The sequence below is a fragment of the Nocardiopsis sp. TRM 82005 genome (assembly GCF_056312425.1).
In genome coordinates, this window is record NZ_JBWDTQ010000009.1 from 75,245 (window position 1) to 90,349 (window position 15,105).

Below are 15,105 nucleotides of genomic sequence, written 5' to 3' on the forward strand. Positions count from 1 at the left end.
TCCGGGGGCCGCCTCTGACGTCCACGGGGCCCGTGTCGTAGGACTCGGGAAGCAGCCCCTACCAGCGTCCGGTGCGCGCCTGGAGCACCGAGAGCGCGGCGACCCCGGCCGTGGACGTGCGTAGCACGCTCGGTCCCAGCAGTGCCCGGACCGCGCCCGCTCCGGCGAACGCTTCGAGTTCGGCGTCGGAGAAACCGCCCTCGGGGCCGACCACGAGGACGACTCCCGGGCCGTCGCCGCTGGGCGGTTCCAGCTCGGACAGGCGGCTGTCCCCGCCCTCGTGCAGCACGACCCCCAACTCGGCGGCGGCCAGCAGGCCGGCCACCGTGGAGAGGTCCGCGAGGTCGGCGACCTCGGGCAGCCGTCCGCGCCGGGCCTGCTTGGCCGCCTCGCGTGCGGTGGCACGCCACTTGGCCAGCGACTTGTCCGCTCGGGCACCCTTCCAGCGGGTGACGCAGCGCTCCGCCGCCCAGGGCACGACCGCATCGGCCCCGGCCTCGGTCATCATCTCCACGGCCAGCTCGCCCCGGTCGCCCTTGGGCAGCGCCTGGACCACGGTCAGGCGGGGGCGGGGCGCCGGTTCCTCCCGGCGCTCCACCACCGCGCAGACGATGTGGTCCTTGGCCACGGCGGTCACCGTGCAGCGGGCGACCAGGCCCCGGCCGTCGGACAGGTCGACGGCCTCGCCCTCCCGTATACGCCGCACCACGGCGGCGTGGTGGCCCTCAGCGCCGCCCACCGCCACCTGGTCGGCCGCGAGGTCCGCGGTCGCGACCAGGAAGACCGGCGGCGTCACTTGGTGCCGAAGGCGTCACGAATCTTGGAGAAGAAGCCACCGTGCCCGGGGCTGAAGCGACCCGGGTTCTGGTCCTCACCACGCAGTTCGGCGAACTTGCGCAGCAGCGCCTCCTGCTCCTCGTCCAGCTTGCCCGGGGTCTCCACGTCGACGCGGATGCGCAGGTCGCCCCGGCCACCGCCGTCGAGGTGGTTGATCCCCTTGCTGGGGAGGGTGATGACGTGCCCGGAGTTGGTGCCCGGGCGCAGGTCGATGTTCTCGGTCCCGTCGAGGGTGTCGAAGGAGAACGACGCGCCCAGCGCGGCAGCCGTCATGGGAACGGTCACCGTGCAGTGCAGGTCGTCGCCGCGACGCTCGAAGGTGGAGTGCGGGCGCTGGACGATCTCCAGGATGATGTCGCCGCGCGGGCCTCCGTTGGGACCGACCTCGCCCTCACCGGCGAGCTGGATGCGGGTGCCGTCGTCGACGCCCGCGGGGATCTTGACGGTCCGGGTGACCTTCTCGCGTACACGGCCCTCGCCCGCGCAGTCGCCACAGGGGTTGGTGATGATCGACCCCTGGCCTGAGCACTGCGGGCAGGGACGGGAGGTCATGACCTGCCCCAGGAAGGACCTGGTGACCTGGGAGACCTCCCCCTGTCCGTGGCACATGTCACACGTGTTGCGGTGCGACCCGGCCGCCGTCCCCTCGCCCTGGCAGGTATCGCACAGGATCGCGGTGGGGAAGGTGATCTCCTTGCTGACCCCGAACGCGGTCTCCGCCAGGTCCAGCTCGACGCGGATCTTGATGCTGCGTCCGCGGCGGACCCTCTCCCGGGGGCCGCGCCCGCCGGGCTGGCCGCCGCCGAAGAAGGCGTTCATGATGTCGTCGAAGGCGAATCCGCCCGCGCCGCCGAAGCCTCCGCCGGCACCGCCGCCGCCACCGGGGGCGTACGGGTCCTGTCCCATGTCGAACATCCGACGCTTGCTCTCGTCGGAGAGGACCTCGTAGGCCTGGGTCACCTCCTTGAAGCGCTCCTGTGTAGCGGGGTCCGGGTTGATATCCGGGTGCAGCTCGCGGGCGAGCCTCCGATAGGCCTTCTTGATCTCGTCCTTGGACGCGTCCCGACGCACCCCGAGAACCTGGTAATAGTCTCTGGCCACTGAGTTACTGTCCTGCCAAAATCTGTCCGATGTACCGAGCCACGGCGCGTACTGCTCCCATCGTTCCCGGGTAGTCCATCCGGGTGGGTCCCACCACGCCGATCTTGGCGAGCGACTGGTTTCCCACACCGTAGTCGGCCGAGACGACGGAGGTGGACCGTAGGCCCTCGTGGAAGTTCTCCGCGCCGATGCGCACCGTGAGCATCGACGGGTCCTTCGCCTCTCCCAACAAACGGATGAGAACCATGTTCTCTTCCAGTGCCTCCAGGACGCCCCGCAGGCTGGCGGTGAAGTCGACGGCGGCGAGGTTGGCCGTCCCGGCGAGGACGAGCTTCTCCTCATGCCGTTCGACAAGGCTCTCCAGTAGGACGGAGAGGACCGAAACCGCCATATGGCGGTGTTCGGGCGGGACCTGGGAAGGCAGGTCCTCCACCGCGTCGGGCACGTCGCCGAGGTGAAGCCCGGCGATAGCCCGGTTGAGCATGCCGCGCAGGTCGTTGACGGTGGTTTCCTTGATCATGCCCAGACCGTCGATGACACGCTGTTCGACACGGCCCGTGTTGGTGATCACGACCATCATGACCCGCTGTCCCCCGAGGGGGATCAGCTCCACGTGCTGGACCGACGAGCGGGTCAGCGAGGGGTACTGGACGATCGCGACCTGACGGGTGAGCTGGGCGAGGAGCCGCACCGTGCGGGCGACGATCTCGTCCAGGTCCACGGCACCTGTGAGAAAGGACTCGATGGCGCGCCGCTCCGCGGTTGAGAGCGGTTTGACCGAGGAGAGCCGGTCGACGAAGAGCCGGTACCCCTTGTCCGTGGGTACCCGCCCCGCACTGGTGTGCGGCTGGGTGATGTAACCGTCTTCCTCCAGGGCGACCATGTCGTTGCGGATCGTCGCCGGGGAGACACCGAGCCTGCGCCGGTCGGCTAGGGCCTTGGATCCCACGGGCTCGTTGGTGTTGACGAAGTCCTCAACGACGGCACGCAGGACCGCGAGCTTGCGCTCGTCCAGCAACTCGCCACCTCCTGGCACTCCATGGTCCTTAGTGCTAATTCTATGCCCAGCCGCAAACCCGACTGGCTACCCGTGGGTAGTAACGCCGGGGAACGGCCCCTTCCTTTCTCCCCGGCGGATCGGCGGCGCGCGCCAACAGCGCCGAAGCGGCCGGGCCCCGCACCAGTAGACTGCACGACCGTGGCAACCAAGGGAACCAGCCGTTACGGCCGTGACGTGCTCGCAGGGGACTGGCGCAGACCGAGGAAGAGAGTCGTGCGCGAGGTGTCCCTGGCCCGCGACCTGGTCGTGGAGGACGCCGACGAGACGTTCTGCGGAGCCGTGGTGGCCTGGGACAAGGCGACCGTGACCCTGGAGGACCGGCACGGCCGACGACGAGTGTTCGACCTCGCTCCGGCCGCGTTCCTGGTCGACGGCGAACCGGTCACGCTCGTGCGCCCCGCAGCGACCCCGCGGGGGCCGCTGCGCAGCGCCTCCGGGTCGGTGGCCGTGCCCGACGCGCGGGCGCGCACGGCCCGGGAGAGCCGGATCTACGTGGAGGGCGTCCACGACGCCGAACTGGTGGAGAAGGTCTGGGGCCACGACCTGCGCGTCGAGGGGGTGGCCGTGGAGTTCCTGGAGGGAATCGACGACCTGCCCTCGATCGTGGCGGACTTCTCCCCCGGACCCGGCAGGCGCCTGGGAGTCCTGGTGGATCACCTGGTCCCGGGATCCAAGGAGACCCGGATCGCCGAGCGGGTGTGCGGCGAGCACGTGCTGGTGGTCGGCCATCCCCACGTCGACGTGTGGCAGGCGGTGCGTCCGCGGGCCGTGGGTATCGCTGGCTGGCCCGAGGTGCCGCGCGGCCTCCCTTGGAAGGAGGGGGTCGTGCGGGCCCTGGGGTGGCGGATGGAGACGGGTGAGGCGTGGCGCCGGATCCTGGGCTCGGTCCGTACCTATGCTGATCTGGAGCCATCCCTGCTCGGCCGGGTGGAGGAGCTGATCGACTTCGTCACCGGGCCGCACCAGGACGAACCCCAGGAAGCGCCACACGAAGGAAACGGCGGCAGGACCTAGGATTCTGCCCCGATCGAGGTGTCGGCGCCGCTGACACCGCGGGTCCCCCGCCTCCGGCCCTGCGCGGTCGTCGGTACAGCCCGGTAGTACGAGAACCGCCACCCCATCAGCGGAGCCAAGGAAGAGCATGAGCGAGACCCCGACGAATCCCCCGTACCCGGAGGACCCCCACCAGGGGCAGCAGCCGGACAACGGGCAGCAGGAACAGGGGCAGCAGCCCGGCTACGGCCAGCAGCAGCCCGGCTTCGCCCCGCCCGGCGCCCCCGACCAGCCCCAGCAGCCGGAGTACGGACAGCAGCCCCAGTACGGGCAGCCCCAACAGCCCGGCTACGGGCAACAGTCCGGAGCGCAGTCACCGTACGCGTCGCGGCCCGATCAGGGACAGCAGTACGGCGGCCAGCCCGGTTACGCACCGCCCCAGGACTACGGACAGCCCCAGTACGGGCAACAGCCCCCGCACGGGCAACCCCAGCAGCCCGGCTACGGCCAGCAGCAGCCCGGCTTCGCCCCGCCCCAGCAGCCGGGGTACGGGCAACAGCCCCAGTACGGGCAGCCCCAACAGCCGGGGTACGGACAACAGCCTCCGTACCCGGGAGCCCCGGCGGGGTACGGGCAGCCGGGGGCACAGGGCCCGCCCCGGCAGCAGCCCGGCGGTGACGACGGCACGCTGGTGGCCATGCTCGCCCACCTGTCCGGATTCGTGATCGCCTGCCTGGGCTGGATCCCGCCGCTGGCGGTCTACTTCGCCAAGCGCGACCAGTCGCCGTTCGTGCGCCACCACGCGGCGGAGGCGGCGAACTTCCAGCTCACCCTGCTGATTCCGTACCTTTTCGCCTGGGTTATCTTCATCGGTCTGGGTATCTTCTTCCAAGACCTGTCCTGGATCGGCTCTCTCCTGGTCGCCCTGATCTGGATCGTCGCCATCGTGTTCGGCGTCATGGGCGCCAACGGCGCGAACAAGGGGACGTGGTACCGGTACCCGGTGAGTATCCGTCTGCTGAAGTGATCCCGCCCGCACTCAGACCGAGCGCATCCGCACAAAGGAACCAACGATGTCCTATCCCAGCAACCCGCCCGAGGACCCCTACGGCCAGGGGCAGCAGCCGGGCCAGGAGGGACACGGCGGATACCCGCCTCCCCCCGGCCAGCCCGGGTACAACGAGCAGACCGGTGGCTATGAGGCGGCCGGCTACCAGCAGGGCGGCTACGGACCGCAGGGAGGGTACGGCCCGCAGGGCGGATACGGACCGCAGTTCGGATACGGCCCCTCCTCGGCCACGACCGGCCAGCCCAACCCCGACGAGCGGCAGATGGGCCTGTTCGCCCACCTGGGCGGCGGCATCCTCGGCTGGATCGTCCCGCTGATCATCTACCTGGTCAAGAAGGACGAGTCGCCGTTCATCCGCGACCAGGCGGCACAGGCGCTGAACTTCCAGCTCCTGCTCCTGATCGGCTACCTGGTCTCCAGCCTCCTGATGATCATCATCATCGGAGCCCTGACCTGGTTCATCGTCTGGGTCGTGTCCATCGTCTTCGGCATCCTGGGCGGTCTGGCCGCCAACCGGGGCGAGTGGTACCGCTACCCGTTCAACGTCAGCTGGATCCAGTAACACCGCGTACGGCATCCGAGGGGCCCGCACAGTGCGGGCCCCTTCGCCGTGTCCGGGCACGGACCCCCCTCAGGTCAGGTCGCGCACCACGGCGTCGGCGAGCAGGCGCCCGCGCCGGGTGAGGACCGCACGACCCGCCCCGTGGGCGCCAGCGTCCAGCAGGCCCTCGTCGACGGCCCGTGCGGCGGCCTCCCGGCCGTGCGGCTCCAGCAGGTCCAGCGGGCAGCCCCGCTCCACGCGCAGCTCCAGCAGGATGCGCTCGAAGCGGCGTTCCTCCTCGGTGAGCACCTCGCGGGCCAGGCCGGGGCTGTCCCCGGCGGCCAGGCGGGCGGCGTGGGCGGCCGGGTGCTTGACGTTCCACCAGCGGGTGCCGCCGACGTGGCTGTGCGCGCCCGGACCCACGCCCCACCAGTGTCCGCCGGTCCAGTAGAGCAGGTTGTGCCTACTGCGCCCCTCGGTGGTGCGCGCCCAGTTGGACACCTCATAAGCGGTGAAACCGGCCGAGGAGAGGACCTCGTCGGCCATGAGGTAACGGTCGGCCATCGCGTCGTCGTCGGGCTCGGTGAGCTCGCCCCTGCGGACCCGGGCCGCCAGGCGTGTGCCCTCCTCGACGATGAGCGAGTAGGCGGAGACGTGGTCGGGTCCAGCGGAGACCGCGGCGTCCAGGGAGGCCCGCCAGTCGTCGTCGCCCTCACCGGGCGTGCCGTAGATCAGGTCCAGGTTGACGTGCTCGAACCCGGCCCGGCGGGCCCACTCCACGCACTGCTCGGGGCGTCCGGGCGTGTGGCCGCGCTCCAGAACCTTGAGCACGTGGGTGCGGGCGCTCTGCATACCGAAGGAGACGCGGGTGAACCCGGCCTCGCGCAACCGCGCGAGGTAGGCGGGGGTGACGGTCTCGGGGTTGGCCTCGGTGGTCAGCTCCGCGTCGGGGGTGAGCCCGAAGCGGTCGCGGACGGCGGTGATGATCCGGCCCAGGTCCTCAGCGGGCAACAGGGTGGGCGTGCCCCCGCCGACGAACACGGTGCTCACCGGCGGGCGCTTCCCGGTCAGGACCCGGTCCGCCAGCTCCACCTCGGCGATGGCCTGGTCGGCGTAGGTGTCTCGGGAGGCGGTGGCGGTGCCGTCGCGGGAGACCAGCTCCTCGGCCGTATAGGTGTTGAAGTCGCAGTAGCCGCAGCGGGTGACGCAGAAGGGCACGTGGACGTAGAACCCGAGGGGCCGGTCGCCGAGCTCGGCGAGGGACTGCCCGGGCAGTTCCCCGGTGCGCGGTACGGGATCGCCGTCGAGGGCAACGGAAGGCATACCCCCAGTGTCGCCGACGGAACGGCGTGCCCCGGTCAGACCCGGGGGCGGTCGGCACGGCCGTCCACGGCGGTGTCGGCCGCGGAGGCCCTGTGGGGGGAGGGAGCGATGGTGGAGGGGGCGGGGGTGTGCCTCCTGGAGGGGGCGATGGCGGTGGAGCCACGGACGATCAGCTCGGGATCGAAGACGTACTCGGTGTGGGAGACGGGGTGTCCGGCGATCTCGTCGCACAGGGTACGCACGGCGGCCAGGGCCATGGCGCTGACGGGCTGGCGGACGGTGGTCAGCGGGGGATCGGTGAAGGCGATGAGCTGGGAGTCGTCGAAACCCACCACGGAGAAGTCGCGGGGAACGCGCAGGCCGCGCTGGCGGGCGGCGCGGATGGCGCCCAGGGCCATCATGTCCGATCCGCAGACCATGGCGGTGACGCCACGCTCCATGAGGGTGGTGGCGGCGGCGTGGCCGCCCTCCACGCCGAACAGCGAAAGCTCCACGAGGTCGTCGCCGTCCAGGCCGTGCTGGGCCAGGGCCTGGTGGTAGCCGTCGAGCTTGCGGCGGACCGGGACGTAGCGGTCGGGGCCGCTGGTGAAACCGATGCGTGTGTGGCCGAGGGCGACCAGGTGGTTGACGGCCAGGCGCCCGGACTCCCGGTCGTCGCAGGATATGAACGCGGCGGGGATGGCGTCGGCGAACCCGTTGACGAGCACGATCGGGAGCCTGCGGGAGACCAGGGCCTGGTAGCGCTCGTGGGAGGCGGTGGTGTCGGCGTGGCGCCCGGAGACGAAGAGGATTCCGGAGACGTTGCGCTCCAGGAGTAGCTCCACGTACTCGTCCTCGGTTATCCCGCCGGGGGTCTGGGTGCACAGCACGGGCGTGTACCCGCGCTGGGCGAGCGCCCCCTCGGCCGCCTGGGCGAACATCGGAAAGACCGGGTTCTCCAGTTCGGGGATGACCATGCCGACCAACCCCGCCGAGCGCTGCCGCAGCCTGGCCGGACGCTCGTAGCCGAGCACGTCCAGCGCGGTCAGGACGGCTTTGCGGGTGTCGCCGCCAACGCCCGGCTTGTCGTTGAGCACTCGCGAGACGGTCGCCTCGCTGACGCCTGCGTGCCGCGCGATGTCGGCAAGTCGTGGACCCATAAAGGCAACTCTAGTCGAGATCGGCGTCACAAGGCAGAAAGTTGGCGGTAATCTTGCGCAAGAACTTGCAGTCGCCCATAGGGAAGGACCCCCGCTGATGGAGCCTCAGTCGCACTGGTGGCGTGACGCGGCCATCTACCAGATCTACGTGCGCAGCTTCGCCGACTCCAACGGTGACGGGGAGGGCGACCTCGCTGGTATCCGTGAGCGTCTCCCCCACCTGGCCGAGCTCGGCGTGGACGCGATCTGGCTGACCCCGTTCTACGTCTCTCCACTGGCCGACGGTGGATACGACGTGGCCGACTACCGCGACGTCGATCCTCGTTTCGGCACCCTGGAGGACTTCGACGCCCTCCTCGCCACGGCCCACGAGCTGGGCATCCGCCTGATCATCGATGTCGTGCCCAACCACTCCTCCTCCGCCCACCGGTGGTTCCGCGAGGCCGTGGCCGCCGAGCCCGGCGACCACGTCCGCTCGCGGTACATCTTCCGGGACGGCCGGGGGCCCGACGGCGAGGAGCCGCCCAACAACTGGAAGTCGATCTTCGGCGGCCCGGCCTGGACCCGGCTCAAGCGGCCCGAAGGCACCCCCGAACAGTGGTACCTGCACCTGTTCGACCCCGAACAGCCCGACTTCGACTGGATGAGCCAGGAGGTGCACGACGAGTTCGACGACGTGCTGCGCTTCTGGCTGGACCGGGGCGTGGACGGCTTCCGCATCGACGTCGCGCACGGCATGGTCAAGGACCCCGAGCTGCCCGACATCTCCGATGACGCCAAGGCCGACCTGCTCGACGGCAGCACCTCGCTGCCCTACTTCGACCAGGACGGCGTGCACGAGATCTACCGCCGCTGGGCGCGGATCGCGGCCGGGTACCCGGGCGACCGCGCCCTGGTGGCGGAGGCGTGGGTGGAGGACGCCGACCGGGTGGCCCGCTACCTGCGTCCGGACGAGCTGCACCAGGCGTTCAACTTCGAGTACCTGACCGCGCCGTGGGACGCCGGCCGGTTGCGCGAGGTCATCGACGGGTCCCTGGCCGCCAACAGCGCGGTGGGCGCGACCACCACGTGGGTGCTGTCCAACCACGACGTGACCCGCCACGTGACCCGCTTCGGCGGTGGTGAGCAGGGGCTGCGCCGGGCGCGCGCGGCGACGCTGATGATGCTGGGGCTGCCCGGATCGGTGTACCTGTACCAGGGCGAGGAGCTGGGCCTTCCCGAGGTCACCGACCTGCCCGAGGACGCGTTGCAGGACCCGACGTGGGAGCGTTCGGGCCGCACCGAGCGCGGGCGTGACGGCTGCCGGGTCCCGTTGCCGTGGGAGGGCGGGAGCGCACCGTACGGGTTCGGCCCCGAGGGCAGCCTCCCATGGCTGCCGATGCCCGAGGGATGGAGCGCCCTGTCGCGCGCCGCCCAGCGCGGCGTGGAGGGATCGACCCTGGAGCTGTACACCAGGGCGCTGGGCCTGCGCCGGGAGCTGGACGCACTCGGCGACGGGTCGATGGCCTGGCTGGACGCGCCCGCGGGCGTGCTGCACTTCGAGCGCGAACCCGATGTGCGGGTGGCGGCCAACCTCACCGGTGAGGCCGTGGAGCTCGCGGCTTCGGGCGAGGTGCTCGTGGCCAGCGGTCCGGTCGACGAGCCGGTCGAAGGCACCCTGGCGCTGCCCGCCGAGACGACGGTGTGGTTGCGCGGCTGACCCCGCTCCGGCGGTACCGGGACGCGTGCCCGGTACCGCCCCCACCCGCCTCGCCCCACGCCTTCCTCCCCGCTCTCCCGATCTCTCCCGACCCGCCCGGCGATGCCGCCCGTTCTCCCGCCCCGCCAGTCCGGCGGCGCCTTCCCGTCTCCGAGAACGCCGTGGCCTCGCCGCATCCCCTGGAGGCCGTGCTTTGAGGTCCCTTCCGCAGCCCCCTCTCCCCCGCTCCCGCCCTCTTCCCCTGCTGTCCGCCGCGTGTGGGGCGCTGATACGCAACACCGACCTGGTCCCAGAGGCTCCCGAGACCTTCGAAGAGCTGGTCGAGACCGGAACGTCGCTGGTGGACGCGGGCCGGTCCGAACAGGCGCTGAGCCTACAGGTCGGCCAGGAGGGCGACGCCTACCACCTCCATCCGCTGTTCACCTCGGCGGGCGGCTACCTGTTCGGTGAGGACGAGGCGGGCGATCCCGATCCCTCGGACCTGAGGGTGGCGGCGCCGGAGTCCGTGGAGGCGTTCGAACGGCTCGCCGAGCTGGGAGAGGCCGGATCGGGGGTGCTGACGCGGGAGACGGACGCGGCCAACGCCACAGCGCTGTTCACCTCGGGTGCGGCACCGTTCCTCGTCACCGGGCCGTGGAGCGTGGCGGCGGCCAAGGAGGCGGGGGTGCCGTACGCGATCAGCCCGGTCCCGCCCTTCTCCGACGGCGGTCCGGCCCGCCCGCTGATCGGCGTGCAGACCTTCTTCGTCTCCTCGGGTGCCTCGATCCCTGGGCTGGCCGAAGACTTCGCGGCCGACTTCGTGGCCGGCCCGGAGTTCTCCGTGACCCTCTACGACGCCGATCCGCGGGTTCCCGCACTGCTGGCCGCCTTGGATGAGGTGGCGGAGCAGGACCCGGACCTGGAGGCCTTCCAGCACGCCGGAGAGGGCGGTACGCCGATGCCCGCGATCCCCGAGATGGACGCGGTGTGGGGTCCGTTCGGGCAGGCCGGCGCGGACGTCATCGGCGGTGCGGACCCGGCGACGGCGCTGGCCGAGGCCGAGCAGCGGATCACGGCTGGGTTCGAGTAGCCGTCACGGTGTGTTCAATGGTGTTACTAAACTCCTGTTCATCACACGGATGATCACCCGGATGTCACCGTGCCGCTACACACCGCCGAAGGTCACACCCCCGTTCCCACTACGTTTCCACATCTTTACGCAGGAGCTCCGCAAAGTCTTTCAAAGATTGCAAGTTATTGCTAGCGTCACATCACCACGCATGCCCGGCCCGGGGCCACCGACGAAACGCATGCGCGACCTCCTCAGTACGGCCTCCCGGAAGGAAGACACCATGAGATTCCGCAGCGCACCAGCGGTCGCGGGCATCGCCGCGATCGCACTGACGGCGACCGCGTGCAGCGGCGGTGGCGCCGACGAGGGTGACGGAGCCTCGAACGAGGGTGCTCTCGTCATCTGGTCCGACCCCGAGCGCGCCGACGCCATCCAGGCCGCCGCCGAGGAGTTCTCCGAGGCCAACGGCATCGACGTCGACGTCGACACCCTCGCCTTCGAGGACATGCAGGGCGACGTGCTCAACGCCCACCAGGCCGGAAACGCGCCCGACGTCTTCATCGGAGCGCACGACTGGACCGGCAACCTGGTGCGCAACGGCGCCGTCCAGCCCATCGAGCTGCCCCAGGACCGGGCCGCGCTGCTGGACGAGACCTCACTGGAGGCCATGACCTTCGACAACCAGCTCTTCGGTGTCCCGTACTCGCAGGAGAACCTCTTCCTGATGCGCAACACCGCACTGGCCCCGGACGCCCCGGAGACCTTCGAGGAGCTGGTCGAAACCGGCACCGGGCTGAAGGACGACGGCGACGTCGACGAGGTCCTGTCCATGGCCGTCACCCAGGAGGGCGACCCCTACCGGATGAACCTGCTGTTCACGTCCGGTGGCGGCTACCTCTTCGGCCAGGACGAGAACGGCACCTGGGACCCCGCCGACCTGGGCGTGGACTCCGATGAGTCCGTCGAGGCCATGGAGAAGGTCGCCGAGTACGGTGAGGACGGCGAGGGCGTACTGCGCCGCTCCATCGGCCTCGAGAACGACAGCGCGCTCTTCTTCGACGAGGACACCGCCTTCTTCGTCGCGGGGCCGTGGAACATCGCCGACGCCGACGAGGCCGGCATCGACTACGGGATCAGCTCCTTCCCCGGCTTCGAGGACGGCGAGCCCGCCAGCCCCTACATCGGCTACCAGTCGTTCTTCGTGACCGAGGGCAGCGAGAACTCCGCCCTGGCCGAGGAGTTCGTGACCAACTACGTCACCGACACCGACTTCATCCTCAGCCTGTACGAGATCGACCCGCGCACGCCCGTCCAGAGCGAGGCGCTCGAATCCGTCTCGGCCGACGACCCCAACATCGCCGCGGTCGCCGAAGCCGGGGCCGACGGCATGCCGATGCCGTCCATCCCGGAGATGGGTGAGACCTGGCAGCCGCTGGGCGTCGCGCAGGCCGACATCATCGGCGGCGCGGACCCCCGTGAGGCCCTGGAGGCCGCCGCGGAGACGATCTCCGAGCAGATCGGCGAGTAGTCGTGTCAGTCTCCGGTTCCGACAGCGCGGGCGCCCCCTCGCGGGCGCCCGCCCGTCCGCCCCTACCCGGCGGCCGCTTCACCCGCGACGGCTCCCTGGCGGGGCAGATCGTCAAGATCGGCCTGCTGGGCCTGTTCACGGCCCTGGGGGTATGGGCCGTGCTCCCGCTCTACATCGCGGGCAACTGGCTCGGCATCGGGCTGGTCGTCGCCGTGGTGGGCCTGGTCTACTACGTGTACCTGTCCAAGCGCACCGTGCCGGCCAAGTACCTGGTCCCGGGTGTGCTGTTCCTGATGGCCTTCCAGATCTTCCCGGTGCTCTACACGATGAGCACCTCGGTGACCAACATGAGCGACGGTCACCGCGGAAGCAAGGAGCAGGCGGTCTCCGCCATCGAGTCCATGTCCGTGACGCGTGCGGCGGACTCCGAGGAGTACGACCTCACGGTCGCCACCACCGGCGACCCGGAAACGGGTGAACTGGTCTTCCTGCTCACCGACTCCGAGGGCGACACCTACGCGGGCACCGAGGAGGGGCTGAGCGACCTGGACCGTGCCGAGGTCGACCCGGAAACGGGCAAGGTCACCGACGCCTTCGGGTACACGATCCTCACCCCGGCCGAGGTCAACGAGCGCAGCGGCGAGCTCCAGGAGTTCGCGGTCCCGACGGAGAGCGGTGCGGGTATCCGCTCCAGCGGCCTGTCCACCGCCTTCAAGGGCAACGCGGTGCGTGTCTACGACGAGTCGTGCGACTGCGTGACCGACACCGAGTCCGGTGAGGTCTACACCGCCGACGACGAGCGCGGCGCCTTCTACAGCGAGGAGGGGCAGCGGCTCCCGCAGGGCTGGCAGGTCAACGTGGGCGCCGACAACTTCGCGCGCTTCCTGTTCAACCCGACGTTCGCGGCGTCCTTCTTCAGCATCCTGGCGTGGAACATCGTCTTCGCGGTGGCCGTGACCGGCCTCGTGTTCGTGGTCGGGCTCGCCATCGCGCTGACCCTGCACGTACCAAGGATGCGGGGCAAGGTGTTCTACCGGATCCTGGTGGTCCTGCCCTACGCGATGAGCTCACTGGCCATGTACCTGCTGTGGCGGGACATGTTCAACACCGACTTCGGGCTGATCAACCGGATGCTCGGCCTACAGATCGACTGGTTCGGCAACGCCTGGAGCGCTCGGGCCGCGGTCATCCTCGCCAACGTGTGGCTGGGATACCCGTACATGTTCCTGGTCGCCACCGGCGCACTCCAGGCGATCCCCCGCGAGCTGGGGCAGGCGGCGCAGATCGACGGCGCCAACCCGTGGCAGTCCTTCCGGCACGTCACCCTGCCGCTGCTCATGGTGGCGATGACACCGATCCTGGTGGCGACGTTCGCGTTCAACTTCAACAACTTCAACGCGGTGTGGCTACTGACCAGGGGCGGGCCGCTCTTCTCCGACAACTCGACGGCGGGTGCCACCGACCTGCTCATCACCTACACCTACCGGCTGGCGTTCAACGAGGCCACCGCGCAGTACGGCTACGCGGCGGCTCTGTCGGTGATGATCTTCCTGATCGTCTCGGTGATCTCCGTGACCAGCCTGTGGCGGAGCAAGGCACTCAAGGAGGTGGGCTGATGGCAGCGGAGACCGTCGGGACGGCGCGGACCCCCTACCGGCGCAGCACCGGGACGCGGTTCGGGCTGTGGGCCACCCGCCTGGGCTGGCGCCACGGGCTCATGTGGGTGGTCGCGGGCTTCGCGCTCTTCCCCGTGATGTTCGTGGTCTCGGCCGCGCTCAACCCGCTGGGCACCCTGAGCAGCGCCCAGCTGTGGCCGTCCGGGGCCAGCCTGGACAACGCCCGGGACCTGTTCGCCGACACGCCGTTCGTGACCTGGTACGCGAACTCGCTGTTCTTCGCCGTGGCCAACGCCGCCGTGACGGTGCTGCTGTCAGCACTGGCGGCGTACGCGTTCAGCCGGATGCGTTTCCGGGGACGCCGGGTGGGGCTGACCGGGCTGCTGGTCATCCAGATGTTCCCGCAGTTCCTGGCGATCGTGGCGATCTACCTGATGTTCTCCAACCTCGGCGAGTACTACCCGGTGATCGGCTTCGACACGCGGTGGGGGCTGCTGCTGGTGTACCTGGGCGGCGCGCTGAGCATCAACACGTGGTTGATGAAGGGCTTCTTCGACACCGTGCCCAAGGAGCTGGACGAGTCCGCGCAGATGGACGGGGCCTCGCACGCACAGGTGTTCTTCCGGATCATGCTGCCGCTGGTCACGCCGGTGCTCGCGATCGTGGCACTGCTGGTGTTCATCGCGACCATCAACGAGTTCCTGATGGCGAGCGTGTTCCTGCGCGACACCGACGCCAAGACCCTGGGGCTGGGCCTTTACCAGATCGTGGCCTCCCAACGCAACTCCAACTTCGGGATGTTCTCGGTCGGCGCGATCATGCTGTCCCTGCCCACCCTCATCGTGTTCTGGTTCCTCCAGCGCTACATCACCGAGGGTCTGACCGCCGGAGCGGTCAAGGGCTGAGCGGCGGGCCACGGCCGTCATACGAACGGGGGAGGGGCGCCCCGGCCGGGGCGCCCCTCCCCCGTCGTGGTCCGGGCCCGTGAACGCCTCGAATCACATGATCCGCAACCGTCGAGGGTGGTGGAGTGCGACGGCGTGGGTGCGGACCTCAGGCGCAGGCGAGGATGCTGTGCTTCCTGAGGTCCCGGTCCCGGTTCTTCGCGGACCGAGCCCTTCGTGAAGAGCTACGGCCAAAGGCCGACC

General features: G+C 70.0%; 13 protein-coding genes. 8 read left to right on the plus strand and 5 right to left on the minus strand.

The window, feature by feature from the left end:
- Positions 1–58 precede the first annotated feature (58 nt).
- Genes AC0T5L_RS06470 through hrcA form a run of 3 tightly spaced genes read right to left on the minus strand, consistent with a single transcriptional unit; the run spans position 59 to position 2,956 of the window.
- Complete coding sequence (locus AC0T5L_RS06470) at positions 59–796, minus strand: 16S rRNA (uracil(1498)-N(3))-methyltransferase (RefSeq protein ID WP_476164448.1); 738 nt, start codon at positions 794–796, stop codon at positions 59–61.
- A complete protein-coding gene (gene dnaJ, locus AC0T5L_RS06475; RefSeq protein ID WP_476164449.1) occupies positions 793–1,938 on the minus strand; it encodes a molecular chaperone DnaJ in 1,146 nt (381 codons plus the stop codon). Before dnaJ ends, AC0T5L_RS06470 begins: the two co-directional genes overlap by 4 nt.
- Before the next feature lie 4 nt (positions 1,939–1,942).
- The gene (gene hrcA / locus AC0T5L_RS06480) at positions 1,943–2,956 is read right to left on the minus strand and encodes a heat-inducible transcriptional repressor HrcA (protein ID WP_476164470.1); all 1,014 of its coding nucleotides are present in this window, start codon (positions 2,954–2,956) and stop codon (positions 1,943–1,945) included.
- A gap of 180 nt (positions 2,957–3,136) precedes the next feature.
- Here hrcA and AC0T5L_RS06485 point away from each other — a divergent pair, with 180 nt between their 5' ends.
- The 3 genes from AC0T5L_RS06485 to AC0T5L_RS06495 all read left to right on the plus strand — a co-directional run bounded on the left by AC0T5L_RS06485 (position 3,137) and on the right by AC0T5L_RS06495 (position 5,622).
- On the plus strand, positions 3,137–4,012 hold the full coding sequence (locus AC0T5L_RS06485) for a DUF3097 domain-containing protein (protein ID WP_476164450.1): 876 nt from the start codon (positions 3,137–3,139) through the stop codon (positions 4,010–4,012).
- 676 nt (positions 4,013–4,688) lie between these two features.
- Positions 4,689–5,018 (plus strand): DUF4870 domain-containing protein, encoded by a 330-nt coding sequence (locus AC0T5L_RS06490; RefSeq protein WP_476164471.1) that lies wholly within the window; start codon positions 4,689–4,691, stop codon positions 5,016–5,018.
- Positions 5,019–5,064: 46 nt separating this feature from the next.
- Complete coding sequence (locus tag AC0T5L_RS06495) at positions 5,065–5,622, plus strand: DUF4870 domain-containing protein (protein WP_476164451.1); 558 nt, start codon at positions 5,065–5,067, stop codon at positions 5,620–5,622.
- A gap of 69 nt (positions 5,623–5,691) precedes the next feature.
- Here the strand turns inward: AC0T5L_RS06495 and hemW are convergent, their stop codons facing one another.
- Together hemW and AC0T5L_RS06505 are read right to left on the minus strand one after the other, a co-directional pair.
- Positions 5,692–6,924, minus strand: coding sequence for a radical SAM family heme chaperone HemW (hemW, locus tag AC0T5L_RS06500; protein ID WP_476164452.1), 1,233 nt, complete (start codon positions 6,922–6,924; stop codon positions 5,692–5,694).
- Positions 6,925–6,959: 35 nt separating this feature from the next.
- Positions 6,960–8,063 carry a LacI family DNA-binding transcriptional regulator gene (locus AC0T5L_RS06505; protein ID WP_476164453.1) on the minus strand — a complete coding sequence of 368 codons (1,104 nt, stop codon included), beginning with the start codon at positions 8,061–8,063 and terminating at the stop codon, positions 6,960–6,962.
- A gap of 97 nt (positions 8,064–8,160) precedes the next feature.
- Between AC0T5L_RS06505 and AC0T5L_RS06510 the strand changes: the two genes are divergently transcribed.
- From AC0T5L_RS06510 to AC0T5L_RS06530, 5 genes are all read left to right on the plus strand, one after another.
- Positions 8,161–9,762, plus strand: coding sequence for a glycoside hydrolase family 13 protein (locus AC0T5L_RS06510; RefSeq protein ID WP_476164454.1), 1,602 nt, complete (start codon positions 8,161–8,163; stop codon positions 9,760–9,762).
- A 193-nt stretch (positions 9,763–9,955) separates the two neighbouring features.
- Positions 9,956–10,831, plus strand: coding sequence for an extracellular solute-binding protein (locus AC0T5L_RS06515; protein WP_476164455.1), 876 nt, complete (start codon positions 9,956–9,958; stop codon positions 10,829–10,831).
- A gap of 262 nt (positions 10,832–11,093) precedes the next feature.
- Positions 11,094–12,341 (plus strand): sugar ABC transporter substrate-binding protein, encoded by a 1,248-nt coding sequence (locus AC0T5L_RS06520; protein ID WP_476164456.1) that lies wholly within the window; start codon positions 11,094–11,096, stop codon positions 12,339–12,341.
- Between the two features lie 2 nt (positions 12,342–12,343).
- Positions 12,344–13,957: an ABC transporter permease subunit gene (locus AC0T5L_RS06525; protein ID WP_476164457.1), complete on the plus strand. Its 1,614-nt coding sequence runs from the start codon at positions 12,344–12,346 to the stop codon at positions 13,955–13,957.
- Entirely contained in the window at positions 13,957–14,862 is a 906-nt protein-coding gene (locus tag AC0T5L_RS06530) for a sugar ABC transporter permease (RefSeq protein WP_476164458.1), read from the plus strand. Before AC0T5L_RS06525 ends, AC0T5L_RS06530 begins: the two co-directional genes overlap by 1 nt.
- The last annotated feature ends 243 nt before the right edge of the window (positions 14,863–15,105 follow it).

Bases quoted from the DNA above. Each gene is read 5' to 3' on its own strand.
- AC0T5L_RS06490 (WP_476164471.1), top strand. From the start codon at position 4,689: ATGCTCGCCCACCTGTCCGGATTCGTGATCGCCTGCCTGGGCTGGATC.
- AC0T5L_RS06495 (WP_476164451.1), top strand. From the start codon at position 5,065: ATGTCCTATCCCAGCAACCCGCCCGAGGACCCCTACGGCCAGGGGCAG.
- hemW (WP_476164452.1), bottom strand. From the start codon at position 6,924: ATGCCTTCCGTTGCCCTCGACGGCGATCCCGTACCGCGCACCGGGGAA.
- AC0T5L_RS06505 (WP_476164453.1), bottom strand. From the start codon at position 8,063: ATGGGTCCACGACTTGCCGACATCGCGCGGCACGCAGGCGTCAGCGAG.
- AC0T5L_RS06510 (WP_476164454.1), top strand. From the start codon at position 8,161: ATGGAGCCTCAGTCGCACTGGTGGCGTGACGCGGCCATCTACCAGATC.
- AC0T5L_RS06520 (WP_476164456.1), top strand. From the start codon at position 11,094: ATGAGATTCCGCAGCGCACCAGCGGTCGCGGGCATCGCCGCGATCGCA.
- AC0T5L_RS06530 (WP_476164458.1), top strand. From the start codon at position 13,957: ATGGCAGCGGAGACCGTCGGGACGGCGCGGACCCCCTACCGGCGCAGC.